Origin of the sequence: Clostridium drakei (genome assembly GCF_000633595.2) — a bacterium.
GTDB lineage: Bacteria > Bacillota > Clostridia > Clostridiales > Clostridiaceae > Clostridium_AM > Clostridium_AM drakei.
Map to the genome: position 1 here is coordinate 115,683 of NZ_JIBU02000019.1, position 15,446 is coordinate 131,128.

General features: G+C 30.3%; 16 protein-coding genes. All 16 read left to right on the forward strand.

The window, feature by feature from the left end:
* The first annotated feature begins 106 nt into the window (after positions 1–106).
* The 16 genes from ruvA to EG57_RS0210535 all read left to right on the forward strand — a co-directional run bounded on the left by ruvA (position 107) and on the right by EG57_RS0210535 (position 15,431).
* Positions 107–700: a Holliday junction branch migration protein RuvA gene (gene ruvA / locus EG57_RS0210460; RefSeq protein ID WP_032077162.1), complete on the forward strand. Its 594-nt coding sequence runs from the start codon at positions 107–109 to the stop codon at positions 698–700.
* 15 nt (positions 701–715) lie between these two features.
* Positions 716–1,780 carry a Holliday junction branch migration DNA helicase RuvB gene (gene ruvB, locus EG57_RS0210465; RefSeq protein ID WP_032077163.1) on the forward strand — a complete coding sequence of 355 codons (1,065 nt, stop codon included), beginning with the start codon at positions 716–718 and terminating at the stop codon, positions 1,778–1,780.
* Between the two features lie 19 nt (positions 1,781–1,799).
* Positions 1,800–2,825, forward strand: coding sequence for a tRNA preQ1(34) S-adenosylmethionine ribosyltransferase-isomerase QueA (gene queA, locus EG57_RS0210470; RefSeq protein WP_032077164.1), 1,026 nt, complete (start codon positions 1,800–1,802; stop codon positions 2,823–2,825).
* A gap of 12 nt (positions 2,826–2,837) precedes the next feature.
* Positions 2,838–3,968, forward strand: a complete 1,131-nt coding sequence (tgt, locus tag EG57_RS0210475) for a tRNA guanosine(34) transglycosylase Tgt (protein ID WP_032077165.1) — start codon at positions 2,838–2,840, stop codon at positions 3,966–3,968.
* A 102-nt stretch (positions 3,969–4,070) separates the two neighbouring features.
* Positions 4,071–4,391: a preprotein translocase subunit YajC gene (yajC, locus tag EG57_RS0210480; protein WP_032077166.1), complete on the forward strand. Its 321-nt coding sequence runs from the start codon at positions 4,071–4,073 to the stop codon at positions 4,389–4,391.
* Positions 4,392–4,461: 70 nt separating this feature from the next.
* The gene (locus EG57_RS0210485; RefSeq protein WP_032077167.1) at positions 4,462–4,836 is read left to right on the forward strand and encodes a TIGR04086 family membrane protein; all 375 of its coding nucleotides are present in this window, start codon (positions 4,462–4,464) and stop codon (positions 4,834–4,836) included.
* Between the two features lie 74 nt (positions 4,837–4,910).
* Positions 4,911–5,048, forward strand: coding sequence for a six-cysteine ranthipeptide SCIFF (scfA, locus tag EG57_RS0210490; RefSeq protein WP_007062455.1), 138 nt, complete (start codon positions 4,911–4,913; stop codon positions 5,046–5,048).
* A gap of 220 nt (positions 5,049–5,268) precedes the next feature.
* A complete protein-coding gene (gene scfB / locus EG57_RS0210495) occupies positions 5,269–6,633 on the forward strand; it encodes a thioether cross-link-forming SCIFF peptide maturase (protein WP_032077168.1) in 1,365 nt (454 codons plus the stop codon).
* Between the two features lie 113 nt (positions 6,634–6,746).
* A complete protein-coding gene (gene secD / locus EG57_RS0210500; protein ID WP_032077169.1) occupies positions 6,747–8,024 on the forward strand; it encodes a protein translocase subunit SecD in 1,278 nt (425 codons plus the stop codon).
* On the forward strand, positions 8,017–8,901 hold the full coding sequence (secF, locus tag EG57_RS0210505; RefSeq protein ID WP_032077170.1) for a protein translocase subunit SecF: 885 nt from the start codon (positions 8,017–8,019) through the stop codon (positions 8,899–8,901). Before secD ends, secF begins: the two co-directional genes overlap by 8 nt.
* A gap of 164 nt (positions 8,902–9,065) precedes the next feature.
* Positions 9,066–9,938, forward strand: coding sequence for a DHH family phosphoesterase (locus EG57_RS0210510; protein ID WP_032077171.1), 873 nt, complete (start codon positions 9,066–9,068; stop codon positions 9,936–9,938).
* 107 nt (positions 9,939–10,045) lie between these two features.
* Positions 10,046–10,564 carry an adenine phosphoribosyltransferase gene (locus EG57_RS0210515; protein ID WP_032077172.1) on the forward strand — a complete coding sequence of 173 codons (519 nt, stop codon included), beginning with the start codon at positions 10,046–10,048 and terminating at the stop codon, positions 10,562–10,564.
* Positions 10,565–10,662: 98 nt separating this feature from the next.
* Positions 10,663–12,837, forward strand: a complete 2,175-nt coding sequence (locus EG57_RS0210520; RefSeq protein WP_032077173.1) for a RelA/SpoT family protein — start codon at positions 10,663–10,665, stop codon at positions 12,835–12,837.
* Between the two features lie 27 nt (positions 12,838–12,864).
* Complete coding sequence (dtd, locus tag EG57_RS0210525) at positions 12,865–13,314, forward strand: D-aminoacyl-tRNA deacylase (RefSeq protein ID WP_029162407.1); 450 nt, start codon at positions 12,865–12,867, stop codon at positions 13,312–13,314.
* A gap of 29 nt (positions 13,315–13,343) precedes the next feature.
* Positions 13,344–13,943, forward strand: a complete 600-nt coding sequence (locus EG57_RS0210530) for an MBL fold metallo-hydrolase (RefSeq protein ID WP_032077212.1) — start codon at positions 13,344–13,346, stop codon at positions 13,941–13,943.
* A 57-nt stretch (positions 13,944–14,000) separates the two neighbouring features.
* Positions 14,001–15,431, forward strand: coding sequence for a coproporphyrinogen III oxidase (locus EG57_RS0210535; RefSeq protein ID WP_032077174.1), 1,431 nt, complete (start codon positions 14,001–14,003; stop codon positions 15,429–15,431).
* The last annotated feature ends 15 nt before the right edge of the window (positions 15,432–15,446 follow it).

Here is a 15,446-nt window from a genome sequence, read left to right on the forward strand (position 1 = left end):
ATATTCTTTGTTTCTTGAATTAAATTAAGTATAATGGTAAAGTAATATATGTTAAGTTTACACTAAAGTTTTGATTTAAAATTTAAGAAATTGGAGGACATCTTTGATGTATGAGTATATACGTGGAACCTATGCAGGAATGAATAAAGATTACATAGTAGTTGAAAATAATGGCATTGGCTATAAAATATATACTTCAGGAAGTACTCTAGCTAAAATTCCCAAAGTAAATGAAGAAATAATGCTCTATCTTCAGCAAATAGTTAGGGAAGATTTTATAGGTCTTTATGGTTTTTTGACTAAAGAAGAATTGAGTATGTTTAATTTGCTTTTGACTATAAATGGTGTAGGTGCAAAGGCGGCATTATCGCTTTTATCTATAAGTAGCGTTAACAATTTAAAGTATGCAATTTTATCTGGTGATGAAAAACTTATTATTAGAGCACCAGGTATAGGAAAGAAAATGTCACAAAGAATTATACTTGAGCTTAAGGATAAGGTAAAACCAGAAGATGTTGATATGTCACAAGGAGATACTATTGAAATAGATGAAACTGCAGGTAATAGTTCAGAAGCATTGGAAGCACTCGTATCATTAGGATATTCTGAAAAAGAAGCTAAAAAAGCTATTAATACTATGGATAAAAAGGATTCTGTAGAAAATATAATAAGAAATGCATTAAAATTTTTAATGGGTTAGGAAGGTGATAATTTTATGAATGAAAATGAAGAAGATAGAATTGTTACACCTTTAAATATAGTTGGAGATACAGAGAATGAATATAGTTTAAGACCTAAAAGAATTAATGAATATATTGGACAAAAAAAGGTAAAAGAAAAATTAAAAATTTTTATAGAAGCAGCAAAAAAAAGAAAAGAAGCCTTAGATCATGTATTATTATATGGTCCTCCAGGATTGGGTAAAACCACATTAGCTAATATAATAGCAATAGAAATGGGAGGGAATTTAAAGGTTACATCAGGTCCTGCTATAGAAAGAGCTGGTGATTTAGCTGCAATACTTACAAGCCTCAATGATTATGATGTGTTATTTATAGATGAAATTCACAGATTAAGCAGAAATGTAGAAGAAATACTTTATCCAGCAATGGAAGACTATGCTTTAGATATAGTTATAGGAAAAGGTGCTGCTGCTAAGTCTATTAGATTAGATTTACCTAGATTTACCTTGATAGGAGCTACTACTAGAGTTGGTCTTTTGACATCTCCCCTAAGGGATAGATTTGGAGTAATGTGTCCAATGGAGTTTTATGAGGATGATGAATTAAAAGAAATTATAGTAAGGTCTGCTAAAATACTTGGTGTGGAAATAGAAGAAAATGCAGCACTAGAAATAGGAGGTAGATCAAGAGGAACTCCTAGAATAGCTAACAGACTTTTAAAAAGAGTTAGGGACTACTCAGATGTTAAAGGAAATGGACTAGTAGATTTGGAAATCACTAAAGCCGCGTTAAAACTTTTAGATGTAGATGAAGAAGGATTTGATAGTATAGATAACAAAATATTAATAGCCATAATAGATAATTTCAAAGGTGGTCCAGTAGGCTTAGAAACTTTGGCATATTTTATAGGAGAAGAACTTGATACTATTCAGGATGTCTATGAGCCTTATCTTCTTCAAAAGGGATTTATAATAAGGACACCTAGAGGAAGAGTTGCATCAGATAGTGCATATAAGCATTTGAATAGAAGTAAAAAATTGAGTAAACCAGGGAAAAAAACAGTACAACAACAATCAATATTTAAGGAAAGAACATAAGAAATGGAGAGTAGATATTTTGAAGGTTACAGATTTTGATTTTTATTTACCAGAAGAATTAATAGCACAATGCCCATTGGAAAAAAGAGATGAAGCAAGATTGATGTTATTAGATAAAAATACTGGTGAAATAGAACATAAAATATTTAAAGATATAATTGATTATTTGGAACCAGGAGATTGTTTGGTATTAAATGATACCAGAGTACTTCCTGCAAGACTTATTGGAAGTAAAGAGAATACAGGAGGAAAAATAGAGTTTCTATTACTTAAGAGAATAGATAAAGATAAGTGGGAAACTCTTGTTAAGCCAGGAAAAAGAGCACAAGTTGGAACACGATTTGTATTTGGTGATGGAGAATTAAAGGCAGAAGTAGTTAGTGTTGAAGAAGACGGAAACAGAATTGTACAATTTGAGTATGAAGGAATATTTGAAGAAGTATTAGACAAACTAGGACAGATGCCTCTTCCGCCTTACATAAAAGAAAAGCTTGAAGATAAAGAAATGTATCAGACTGTCTATTCAAAAGAGCAGGGATCAGCAGCGGCACCTACAGCAGGATTACATTTTACAGAAGAGCTGTTAAAAAAAATAGAAGAAAAAGGTGTGAATATAGCATTTTTAACTTTACATGTGGGGCTAGGAACTTTTAGACCAGTTAAAGTTGAAAATATACAAGATCATAATATGCATTCAGAATATTACACTATGTCAAAGGAAACTGCAGATATAATAAATAAAGCAAAGAAAAGTGAAAAAAAAGTAATTGCAGTAGGGACTACTTCTTGTAGAACATTAGAAACTATAGGAGATGACAAAGGAGAAGTAAGAGAACAATCAGGATGGACAGATATATTTATATATCCAGGATATAAGTATAAAGTGGTAGATAGGCTTATAACTAATTTCCACCTTCCAGAGTCTACATTAATAATGTTAGTAAGTGCTTTGGCTGGAAGAGAAAAAATAATGAATGCCTACAATACAGCAGTAAAAGAACGATATAGATTTTTTAGCTTCGGCGATGCAATGTTTATAAAATAAAGGAGTGTTTTAATGTACAAATTACTTAAAAAGAGTGGGAAGGCTAGAAGAGGTGAGTTTACAACTGCTCATGGTGTAATACAAACACCTGTGTTTATGAATGTAGGTACTTTAGCTGCTATAAAAGGTGGAGTATCTAGCATGGATTTAAAGGAAATAGGATGTCAGGTAGAACTTTCAAATACATATCATCTTCATTTAAGACCTGGTGATGAAGTTGTAAAAAAAATGGGCGGATTACACAAATTTATGAATTGGGATAGGCCTATTTTAACTGATTCAGGTGGATTCCAGGTTTTCTCTTTAGCAAAAATGAGAAAAATAAAGGAAGAAGGAGTTTATTTTAATTCTCATATAGATGGAAGAAAGATATTCATGGGACCGGAAGAAAGTATGAGAATTCAAAGTAATTTAGCATCTACTATAGCTATGGCTTTTGATGAATGCATACACAATCCTTCACCAAGAGATTATGTAGAGCAATCTGTAGCTAGAACTACAAGATGGTTGCAAAGGTGCAAAGATGAAATGGATAGATTAAATTCTCTTCCAGATACAATAAATGATAAACAAATGCTCTTTGGTATAAATCAAGGAGGGATTTTTGAAGATATAAGAATTGAACATGCTAAAACTATAAGTAAAATGAATTTGGATGGTTATGCAATTGGAGGTTTAGCAGTAGGAGAATCTCATGAGGAAATGTACAGGGTGATAGATGCAGTAGTTCCATATTTACCAGAAGATAAGCCTATTTATCTTATGGGAGTTGGAATACCAAGCAATATATTAGAAGCTGTAGATAGGGGAGTAGACTTTTTTGATTGTGTTCTTCCTGCTAGAAATGGAAGACATGGTCATGTATTTACTAAAGAAGGAAAAATAAATTTATTTAATGCAAAATATGAGTTGGATTCCAAGCCAATAGATGAAGGTTGTCAATGTCCAGCTTGTAAAAACTATTCAAGAGCATATATAAGGCATTTATTTAAAGCTAAGGAAATATTAGCAATGAGACTTTGTGTACTTCATAACCTTTATTTCTACAATAATATGATGCAAGAAATAAGAGATGCTATTGATGGTAATTATTTTGCAGAATACAAAAGTGAAAAACTTAAACAGTGGAATGGAAGAGCTTAAAAGAGTTAAGAGTTAACTATATTCGTAATATTTTTAAATTACGAATTCAATAAACAAAATAAAAGTTTAATTGTTAACTAAATGATGAGGGAGGTGATTTTTGTGAAAACTTTGATTCAATATTCTCCACTTATATTTATGCTTGTAGTAGTTTACTTAGTTATACTAGTACCTGAAAGAAAAAGAAAAAAAGAATATAGGGAGATGCTAGATAACTTAAAAGTTAATGATGAAATTATGACTAAGGGTGGTATAATTGGCAAAGTTATAAATATGCAAGGCAGATTTGTAACTATTCAAACAGGCCCAGACAAAGTGAGAATAAAGATTGATAAAACTGGAGTGCTAAATTTATTAGCTGCAATTGAAGAGTATAACAGCAAGGATGATAAAAAAGAAGAAAAAAGCACAGACAACCAATAAGGATGTTTAAATTTTAATCATAAAACACCTTCTTTCTACATAGATACTATTAGGTAGGAGGTGTTTTAAGTTGGAAAAAGAAAAGAATACAAGCTATATTGTAGCCGCGGAAGGCGTATTAAGAGGATTTATTATAACAGTGGTTTTGCTTCTTATATTTGCAGTTATAATGACATTTACAGAAATAAGTGAAACAACTAGTTCTACATTTTATTTAATTACTACACTTTTAAGTATAATTTATGGTACTATCTATGCAGTAAGAAAGACAAATAGTAGAGGATTTTTAGTAGGAATCATGGTAACTCTCTTATACTTAATGGTAATTTATGTAGTTTCTGTTATATCAGGAAATTCTGCTGTAATAGGATATAATAGAGTCGCTAGATTTTTACTAGCCTTGGTAGTGGGGGCAGCATCTGGAATAGTTGCAAGAAATCTTTAATTTACTAATAACTTTATTTTATTTATTGTTTATGTTATAATCAAACGGAAAAGTTTATGAATGGAGGAATTTAAATGAAACATATAAGAACTGTAAACAAATCAAATATAAAAGACAGCCTAAAAAAGCCAGGATGTAAAGAATGTGCTAACTCATGCCAATCTGCATGTAAGACTTCTTGCACAGTTGCTAATTTAGCTTGTGAAAATTAACATAAATTTAGGCAGTAACGTTATGTTACTGCTTTAAATTTACGTGGAGATTTTAATCAAGTATAACTTAATTTAGTTAGTGTTTTAAAACTATCTGGATTTTAGTGAAACTTATCTAATACATGATATTTATTGGTTATCTGTAGGGAAACCAGTACTGTGAATGTTATTTATTGGATAAAGTTTAATTTTTTGATATTTATTTTAGGAGGAATAGAAGTTGGCAGATATTCACAAGTTTGTCCAGGGGGGAGAACATTATGTAATAGATGTAAACTCTGGAACAGTACATATAGTAGACAAATTAGTTTATGACATTTTAGATGATAAAAAGTTAGAAGAAAAACAAATTGTTATAAATAGATTAAAAAATGTTTATAAGCAGGAAGAGATAGAAGAAGCTTATAATGAGATAAAAGAACTTATAGAACAAGAAGTATTATATTCTAAGGATTTATACGAAGATATAGCATTAAATTCTAATAAGGCTCCATCTTACATAAAAGCTTTATGTTTAAATGTAGCCCATGACTGCAATTTAAGATGTAAATATTGTTTTGCAGATGAGGGAGATTACAAAGGATGCAGAGAGTTGATGTCTGCTGAAATTGCTAAAAAGGCTATTGACTTTGTTATTAAAAAATCAGGGCCAAGAAAAAACATAGAAGTGGATTGGTTTGGTGGAGAACCACTTATGGCATTAAATGTTATAAAAGAAGTAATGGAATATACAAAAGAGCAGGAAAAAATTCATAATAAAAATATAAGATTTACTATGACTACTAATGCTACACTACTAAATGATGAAATAATGGAGTACCTTGATAAAAACATGGGAAATATTATTTTAAGCATAGATGGAAGAAAAGAAGTAAATGATAAAGTCAGAGTAAGAGTAGATGGAACGGGTTCCTATGACAGCATATTGCCTAAAATAAAAAAGATGGTTCAAATGAGAGACAAGTCAAAGCAGTATTATGCAAGAGGAACATTTACAAGATGGAATACAGACTTTTTTGAAGATGTAAAATTCATGGCAGATCAGGGGTTTGATGAAATATCAATAGAACCTGTAGTACTTCCAAATGATCATCCACTTTCTCTTAGAGAAGAAGATTTACCTACAATATTTGAACAATATGATAAATTATATTTTGAAATGATTAAACGTCATAAGGAAGGTAAAGATTTTAGATTCTATCATTTTAATATAGATTTACAAGGTGGTCCTTGTGTATACAAAAGAATATCAGGTTGTGGAGCGGGACATGAATATGTGGCTATAACTCCAGAAGGAGATATATATCCTTGCCATCAATTTATTGGAAATGAAGATTTTAAATTGGGGAATTTATCAAGTGATGAAGAATTAAATACAGACATAGTAGACAAATTTAAAAATGCTCATATATATACTAAGCCTGAATGTAAAAAATGTTGGGCTAGATTTTATTGCAGTGGTGGATGTCAAGCTAATAATTACAATTTTAATGGTGATATGCATACACCATATTCATTAGGATGTAAGATGCAAAAAAAGAGAATTGAATGTGCTATAGCATTGAAAACAAAAATGATGGAATAGTTTTTTAAAAGTTTACATTTATAAATATTGACGGTATATTTTTTAAGTAATATAATGGCTAATGTAAATAGATGTAAATTATAAAAGTTAATTATTAACAAAGGAGGATAAAAATGAAAAATAAAGCAAAAAGCACTGTGCTGTTTGTTATATGTTTACTTCTTATAGGTTTTTTTGCTTACTCAGGAGTCTACGGGGCTACAGTTGGTGACTACAGGCTTAAGTCATTTGGCGAAGTTATAAATAGAGGACTTGATCTTCAAGGTGGAGTTTCAGTCTTGGAAGAAATTCAAGCTAGTAAAGTTGATCAAGCAACCTTTGACAAAACTGTAGAACTTTTATCTATGAGAGTTAACAAAATGGGAGTTAGTGAAACAACTGTTGTTAGAGAAGGTCAGAAAAGAATAAGAATAGAAGTGCCAGGAAAATATGATGCCAAATCTGTAATAGATGGTGTAGCTAAAACTGGTGAACTTAAATTTGTAGGTCCAGATAAACAAACGATACTTACAGGTAAGGATGTTAAGGATGCTACATCTTATATAAGCCAAGACTCTCAAAAGCCGGCAGTAGGAGTTGAATTTAATTCTGCAGGAACTAAAAAGTTCGCAGATGCTACTCAGAAGTTTTTGGGACAAAAAATATCAATTTATTTGGATGAGCAGCTTCTTACAGATCCAACAGTTAATGTGCAGATAACTAATGGTAAAGCAGAAATTACAGGAAGCAGAAGTTTGGAAGAAGCTAAGAGACAGGCTAACTTAATTAAATCTGGTGCACTACCTGTTAGTGTTAAAGCAGTTGAATCTAAGGTAGTAGGAGCATCTCTTGGAGCTAATTCTCTTCCTTTAAGTATTTTAGCTGGTAAAATTGGTATAGGATTAGTAATATTATTTATGATATTATATTACAGAGTTCCAGGATTCATTGCAGGGTTAGCATTGATAGTATATATTTATTTATTACTTTTAGCTTTTGCTACAGTAGGTGTAACCTTGACATTATCAGGTATAGCAGGTTTCCTACTTACAGTAGGTATGGCGGTAGATGCTAATGTGCTCATATTTGAAAGAATGAAGGAAGAATTAAAAGGCGGAAAATCAATAAAATCATCTATAGATGCAGGTTTCCATAGAGCTATGACCTCAGTAATAGACTCACATGTAACTACTATAGTTGCAGGAATAGTTCTTTATGGATTGGGTTCTGGTACAGTAAAAGGATTTGCTTTAACACTAGTTATAGGTGTTGCATTAAGTTTATTTACAGCAACAACTGTAACAAGAACTTTAATAAAACTTGCGGCAGGTATGGGATGGTTCTATCATAAATGGACCATAGGAACCTTTGGAGTACATGACTTCAGAAGGGGGGCAAAACAGCATGTTTAAAATTATAGAAAAAACTAAAATATGGTTTGCCATATCTTCAATTATAATATTCATAGGACTTTTTACAGCTGCTACTAAAGGTTTGGAATTTGGATTGGATTTTAAAGGTGGTACTGTTCTTGAAATAAATATAGGAAAAACTTTTGATAAAGCTGATATAGATAGCATAGTAAAAAAGTATGATTCGGAGTTTCAATCTAATAAGGTTAATAATACTTCTATAGAAATAAAAAGTGCTAAGTTAAATAATGAAAATATAGCTGAAATTGTTAAGGCTGTTAAGGCTAAATATAAAGACAGCAGCGTTACAAATCAAGAAAATATAGGTGCTTCAATAGGTGCAGAAACTAGAATGAAGGCTTATCAGGCTATTGCTTTATCAGCGGTAGCAATGCTTATATATGTAGCATTTAGATTTGAATTTACATTTGGATTAGCAGCAATTCTTTCGCTTATTCACGATGTTTTAATTATGTTTTCATTTTATGCAGTGTTTAGAATACCTATAGATTCAATGTTTGTTGCTGCTATGTTAACAGTTATAGGTTATTCTATAAATGATACAATAGTTGTTTTTGATAGAATAAGAGAAAATCATAAGTACATGAGAGGATCAAGTGTTGTAGAACTTAGTAATGCCAGTATAACTCAAACATTGGCAAGATCTATAAATACAGTACTTACAGTTTTAATAATGCTGTTAGCTATTTATATATTTGTACCAGGTATAAGAAACTTCTCAAAGCCACTTTTAGTAGGTATTACATCAGGATGTTATTCATCAATATTTATAGCTACTCCATTCTGGGTAATATTAAAGAAACATATGGGTAAGAATAGAAATTCAGCTGCAAAAAAATTAAAGACAGCAAAATAGAGAAATTTCTTTAAAATATTAGTTTGTTATGATAAAATAAAAAATCTAGAGTATATGTAACTCTAGATTTTTTTATTGTTAATAATCTCTTTATAAAGTATTTGTAAAATGCGACAATATCAATTATAATATATATGCTTTCGATAAATTTGGAGGATTTTATTATGGAGATACAAGAAAGAAATATGCAGTATTCTAGAGTTTCAGATGCTCAGGATCCTTTTTTGTTAAAAGGGATGAAAGAAGCATTAAAAAGAATTATAAAGGCAGTAAATGAAAGAGAAAAGATAGTTATTTATGGCTACTATGACTTAGATGGTATAACAGCTGTTTCTTTGTTGTTGCTAGTTTTAAAGTATTTAAATGCAGATGTGGAATATGTTGTCCCTGAAAATATGGATGAATATTTTGGTATAGATTCTGATATTATAAAAAACCATGTAAAATTTTTAGGAGCAAAGCTTATTATTACAGTAGGGTGTGGAGTGAATTCTGTTTCACAAGTTGAACTCTGTAAGGATCTAGGAATAGATGTAATAATAACTGATTATCATGAATGTTCTAAGGTACTTCCTGAGACTATTATTGTAAATCCAAATCAAGAAGGCTGTAAATATACTTTTAAAGATTTAACAGCAGTAGGAATAGCATTTAAATTAGCACAATCTATATCCATGTATTATCAAATGAAGTGTATAAGTAAATATTTAGATTTAGTTATGATAGGTATAATTTCGAGAAATATAAACTTGACTGGTGAAAATAAAATTATGGTTAGTCAAGGAATGTATCATTTGAATTATACCAATAATTATGGGCTTAAAGCTTTAATCAAAATCCATAATATTGTAAATATAAATAAAGAAAGCATATGTAAATTAGCATATAATATTGTACCAGTATCAAAGAGTATTAGAAATGTAGATAATGCAAGAATAGCGGTAGAATTGTTTACCACTGCTAGTATGGATAGAGCTGAGCAGATAGCAAAATATTTAAAAAATGAAACTAAAGGAAATGAGTTGTGCATTTCTTGAAAGGTATTTAAAATTTTTGATATATGTCAATAATTAATAAATAATATGAAAATTACAAATTAAGGTATATAATATAATTGTATTTATCATTAAGGGGGAGAATATACGTGGACTTGAAGGAAAAGGTAAGAGTAATAGATGGTTTTCCAAAAGAAGGAATAAGTTTTAAAGATGTAACTACTTTATTGCAGGATAAAGATGCATTTAAATACACTGTGGATAAAATTGTAGAGTATTTAAAGGACAAGAAAATTGATGTGGTGGTTGGCCCTGAAGCCAGAGGGTTTCTATTTGGAGCACCAGTAGCATATGCCTTAGGAGCTGGATTTGTACCTATAAGAAAAAAAGGAAAACTTCCATATGACACTATTAGTGTAAATTATGATTTAGAATATGGCAGCGACGAATTAGAGATACATAAAGATAGCATAAAGAAAAATCAAAGAATTGCCATAGTAGATGACTTATTAGCTACAGGAGGAACTATTGGTTCTGTTGCTAAATTGGTAGAACAACTAGGTGGAGAAGTTGTAACTGTGGATTTTGTCATGGAATTAACTGATTTAAATGGAAGAGAAAAGTTAAAAAAATACGATATAATGTCTTTAATTAAATACAATGTTTAAATAAATTGCAACTTTCTACAGTATATAATATAATATTAATAAAAAATAATGGCTGGTTTTTAACCAGCCATTGATTTTAGAGGAGTAGGAGTAGTAGCATGCTAAAAAAATTAATAGGAAAAATAGACAAAAATTGCATTAATGTAGATAAAAAAATGGTAGAAAAGGCTTATAATTTAGCTGATGAGGCACATAAAAAACAAAAAAGAGAATCCGGAGAACCGTATATAATGCACCCTGTAGAAGTAGCATGCATATTAGCTGAGATGGGCATGGATACTAGTACCATAACAGCAGGACTACTCCACGATGTAATAGAAGATACGGAATATACTTATGAAGATATTTGTAATGAGTTTAGTGTAGAAGTTGCAAATTTAGTTGATGGTGTAACTAAACTTGGGAAAATACAGTATAAAACAAAAGAAGAACAGCAGGCAGATAATGTTAGAAAGATGCTTCTTGCTATGGCAAAGGATATAAGAGTCATACTTATAAAATTGGCAGATAGAATGCATAATATGAGAACTTTAAAGTATATGCCTGTAGAAAAACAAAAGGAAAAAGCTAAGGAAACCTTTGATATATATGCTCCACTTGCTCATAGATTAGGTATGTCAAAAATAAAATGGGAATTGGAAGATTTAGCATTTAGATATATAAATCCTAATGAATATTATTTTATAGTAAGAAAGATTTCAGAAAAAAGAGAAGAAAGAGAAGAATATATAGGTGAAGTAATACAGCAGCTTGAAAACAATTTAGATAGGGCTGGAATATCATCAGAGATAGATGGAAGACCGAAACATTTTTATAGTATATATAGAAAGATGGTTAATAAAAATAAGACTATAGATCAAATTTTTGATTTGACAGCAGTTAGAATACTTGTAGAAACTGTAAAGGATTGTTATGCTGCATTAGGAATAGTACATACTATATATAAGCCTATACCAGGCAGATTTAAGGATTATATTGCTATGCCTAAACCCAATATGTATCAATCACTTCATTCTACAGTTATAGGACCTCAAGGAAAACCATTTGAAATACAAATTAGAACCTTTGCAATGCATAAAACTGCTGAATATGGTATAGCTGCTCATTGGAAGTATAAAGAAGGAGTAGAAACAGCAGATGATATAGATAAAAAACTTACATGGCTTAGAGAAATATTGGAATGGCAGAGAGAAACTTCAGATGCGGAAGAATTTATGGAAGGGTTTAAAATAGACTTGTTTTCTGATGAGGTATTTGTATTTACTCCAAAAGGTACTGTGATAAACTTACCTTATGAGGCAACCCCAATAGACTTTGCTTATAAAATTCATACAGACATAGGAAATAGGTGTATAGGAGCAAAAGTAAGTGGAAAAATGGTTCCTCTTGATTATCATTTAAAGACAGGAGAAATTGTTGAAGTATTGGCATCAACTACACCAAAAGGTCCAAGTATAGATTGGCTCAGTATTGTCAAAAGTAATCAAGCTAAGAGTAAAATAAGAGCTTGGTTCAAAAAAGCAAAAAGAGAAGAAAATATAGTAAAAGGTAAGGATTTACTTGAAAAAGAAACTAAGAAACAAGGATATAATTTTGGAGAATTTGCTAAAGGTGAAATACTAGAAACTACACTTAAAAGATATAATATGAATTCTATAGATGATTTGTATGCAGCGGTAGGGGTTGGAGCTATTATTCAATCTAATGTGGTTTTGAAGTTAAAAGAGCTTTACTTAAAAAACAATAAACATGAAGTTGACGATTGGAAAGCAGTAGAAGAACAATTAAATAAAAATAGTAAGCAAAATAAACCAAAGAAAGATCAGCCAGGCATAATAGTAAAAGGTGAAAGTAACTTACTTGTAAGATTTGCAAAATGCTGCAATCCAGTTCCAGGTGATGAGATAGTTGGTTATATAACTAAGGGGAGAGGTGTCTCAATTCACAGAAAAGACTGTAAGAATGTGGACTTTTTATTAAAAAATGAAGATAATAAGTTGGTTGAAGTAAGTTGGGGAAGACCTAAGGGAGCTGAATATATAGCTGAAATTGAAATTAGTGCAGAGGATAGAGAAGGAATATTGGCAGAGGCTATGGAAATTATAAGTAATAGCAATACTTATTTATATGCTGTAAATGCAAAGCCTCCTAAAAATGGAATTGCCACTATAAATATAAAGTTAAAAATATCTAGTATAGATGATTTAAAGCTTGTTATGAAAAAGATAAAGAGAATCAGAAATGTTATTGATGTTTATAGAACTAAAAATTAAATTTATAATGCTTAAGGAGTGATTTTAATGCGTGCTGTAGTACAGAGGGTTAAGTATTCTAAGGTAGAAATAAATGGAGAAGTAGTTGGAGAAATAAATAAAGGTTTAAATGTTTTACTTGGGATATCAAGGGAAGATACACAGGAACATATAACTTATTTAAAAGACAAAATTTTAAATTTGAGGATATTTGAAGATGAGAATGGAAAATTGAATAAGTCTCTTCTAGATGTAGGAGGAGAATTATTAATAATATCACAATTTACTTTATATGGAGATTGTAGAAAAGGCAGAAGACCAAGTTTTATAGAAGCATTAGGTGGCGATGAGGCAGAAAAAATGTATGAGGAATTTGTGAGACAATGTAGAGAAACTGTACCTAAGGTGGAGACAGGAAGATTTGGTGCAGACATGTTAGTAAGTATAGAAAATGATGGTCCCGTTACGTTAATGATAGATAGTAATAAAACTTTTTAAATGTAAAGAAGGAGGTTATATCAATGTCAATGAAAATAAAAAGAATTCCTGCGGGAGTTTATGCGGCAAACTGTTATATAGTAATAGATGAAGAAACTAAAGATTGTGTTGTAATGGACCCAGGTGGAGATGAAGAAGATTTAATAAAAGCGATAAAAAAAGAAAATGTTCAGGTTAAATATATATTGCTTACTCATGGTCATGCAGATCATACTGGTGCTGCACTAAGGTTAAAAAAAGATTTTAATTCACCTTTATGCATAAGTAGTGAAGATTATGAGCTAATAAGTAAAGGTGCATTTATGTATGGAGACATTGTTAATAATATAGATCAATATATAAAAGAGGGAGATATTTTTAAGGTTGGAAATATGGATATAAAATGTATTCATACGCCAGGACATACGCCAGGAGGAGTTTGTTTCTTAATTAAAGATTCAGTGTTTACAGGAGATACATTATTTGCAGGTTCTATAGGAAGAACAGATTTTCAAGGAGGAAATTTTGATGCAATAATAAAGAGCATTAAAGAAAAACTTATGGTATTAGGTGATGAAATTAAAGTTTTTCCGGGTCATGGACCAGAAAGTACTATAGGAAAAGAAAGATTACACAATCCATTTTTATAGAGTTTACTTGGTGGAGAATTTTTAATTCTCCATTTTTAAAGAGGAGAATATGTAGTAATGAAAATTAAAGTAAAATTGAATAACATGGATTATAGATATGATGTATACCATATGATCAGCATGTTTTATAAATTTTTAGAAATAAGTTTTGTAGAAGATCAGTGGGATATTTGCATAGAAATCCAACAAAACAGCATTAATATTTTACAACAAGATGAAATAAAAACATTTAAATTTTTAAATGGAGAAACTGTAAAATCAGGAATTAAAAAGGCAATTTTTAAATATTTACATAAAAAAACTGGAAAAGAACTTCCTTGGGGAACTTTAATAGGTATAAGACCAAGCAAGATAGCTTTAGAGCTGATAGACCAAGGGAAAGATGATGAATATATAATTAATTATTTTAGTGAACATTCTCTTGTAAAGAAAAACAAGGCAGAACTTTGCATTAATATAGCAAAATCAGAAAAAAGTTTGGTTAACAAGGATAAAAATACCATTAGTGTATATGTTGGTATGCCATTTTGTCCAACAAGGTGTCTTTATTGTTCATTCACTTCCAATCCTATCAAGGGATGCAAAAATATAGTGGAACCATATTTAAAAAGTTTGTGTTATGAAATAGAAAAGACAGCAGAATACATAAGAACAAAAGGACTTAAAATTCAATGTGTATATTTTGGAGGAGGAACGCCTACTTCAATTAATGATGAACAATTTGAAAAAATTATGGAACATATATATAATAGTTTTATACGCAAAAATAGTATAGAAGAATTTACAGTAGAATGTGGTAGACCAGATAGTATAACTTCAAGCAAGCTGAATACTATGAAAAAATATAATGTTCACAGAATTAGTATAAATCCTCAAACTATGAATGATGATACTTTAAAGCTTATAGGCAGAAAACATACTGTTCAAGATGTAATAGATAAATTTAGAATGGCAAGAGAGTTTGGTTTTAATCATATAAATATGGATATTATAGTAGGGCTTCCTGGTGAAGTATTAAAGCATGTAAAGAAGACTTGTGAGGAGATATCAAAACTTTCTCCTGATAGTATAACTGTACATGGTATGTCTGTAAAAAGAGCTTCTAAGCTCCATGAAAATATAGTGAATAATATAGAATTTTCTATTCCAGAGCAAGAAGAATTAAATTTAATGTATGAGGAGACAGTTAAGTTAGCTGAAAAATTAAATATTAAACCATATTATATGTATAGACAGAAAAACATGGTTGGTAATATGGAGAATATAGGATATGCAAATCCTTCTAAAGAAGGATTATATAACATTCAAATTATTGAAGAAGTTCAAACTATTATTGCCTGTGGAGCAGATGCTGCCACTAAAGTTGTATTTTTGGATGAAAATAGAATAGAAAGACATGCAAATGTTAAGGATGTAAGGGAATACATAAATAGAACAGAGGAAATGGTGAACAAGAAAATTAAACTTTTAAATACACGATATAAATAAGTTGAAATAAAGGGA

Excerpts from the sequence above, each read along its gene's own strand:
- ruvA (WP_032077162.1), top strand. The coding sequence starts at position 107 with ATGTATGAGTATATACGTGGAACCTATGCAGGAATGAATAAAGATTAC.
- ruvB (WP_032077163.1), top strand. The coding sequence starts at position 716 with ATGAATGAAAATGAAGAAGATAGAATTGTTACACCTTTAAATATAGTT.
- tgt (WP_032077165.1), top strand. The coding sequence starts at position 2,838 with ATGTACAAATTACTTAAAAAGAGTGGGAAGGCTAGAAGAGGTGAGTTT.
- scfA (WP_007062455.1), top strand. The coding sequence starts at position 4,911 with ATGAAACATATAAGAACTGTAAACAAATCAAATATAAAAGACAGCCTA.
- secD (WP_032077169.1), top strand. The coding sequence starts at position 6,747 with ATGAAAAATAAAGCAAAAAGCACTGTGCTGTTTGTTATATGTTTACTT.
- secF (WP_032077170.1), top strand. The coding sequence starts at position 8,017 with ATGTTTAAAATTATAGAAAAAACTAAAATATGGTTTGCCATATCTTCA.
- EG57_RS0210510 (WP_032077171.1), top strand. The coding sequence starts at position 9,066 with ATGGAGATACAAGAAAGAAATATGCAGTATTCTAGAGTTTCAGATGCT.
- EG57_RS0210520 (WP_032077173.1), top strand. The coding sequence starts at position 10,663 with ATGCTAAAAAAATTAATAGGAAAAATAGACAAAAATTGCATTAATGTA.
- dtd (WP_029162407.1), top strand. The coding sequence starts at position 12,865 with ATGCGTGCTGTAGTACAGAGGGTTAAGTATTCTAAGGTAGAAATAAAT.
- EG57_RS0210530 (WP_032077212.1), top strand. The coding sequence starts at position 13,344 with ATGAAAATAAAAAGAATTCCTGCGGGAGTTTATGCGGCAAACTGTTAT.
- EG57_RS0210535 (WP_032077174.1), top strand. The coding sequence starts at position 14,001 with ATGAAAATTAAAGTAAAATTGAATAACATGGATTATAGATATGATGTA.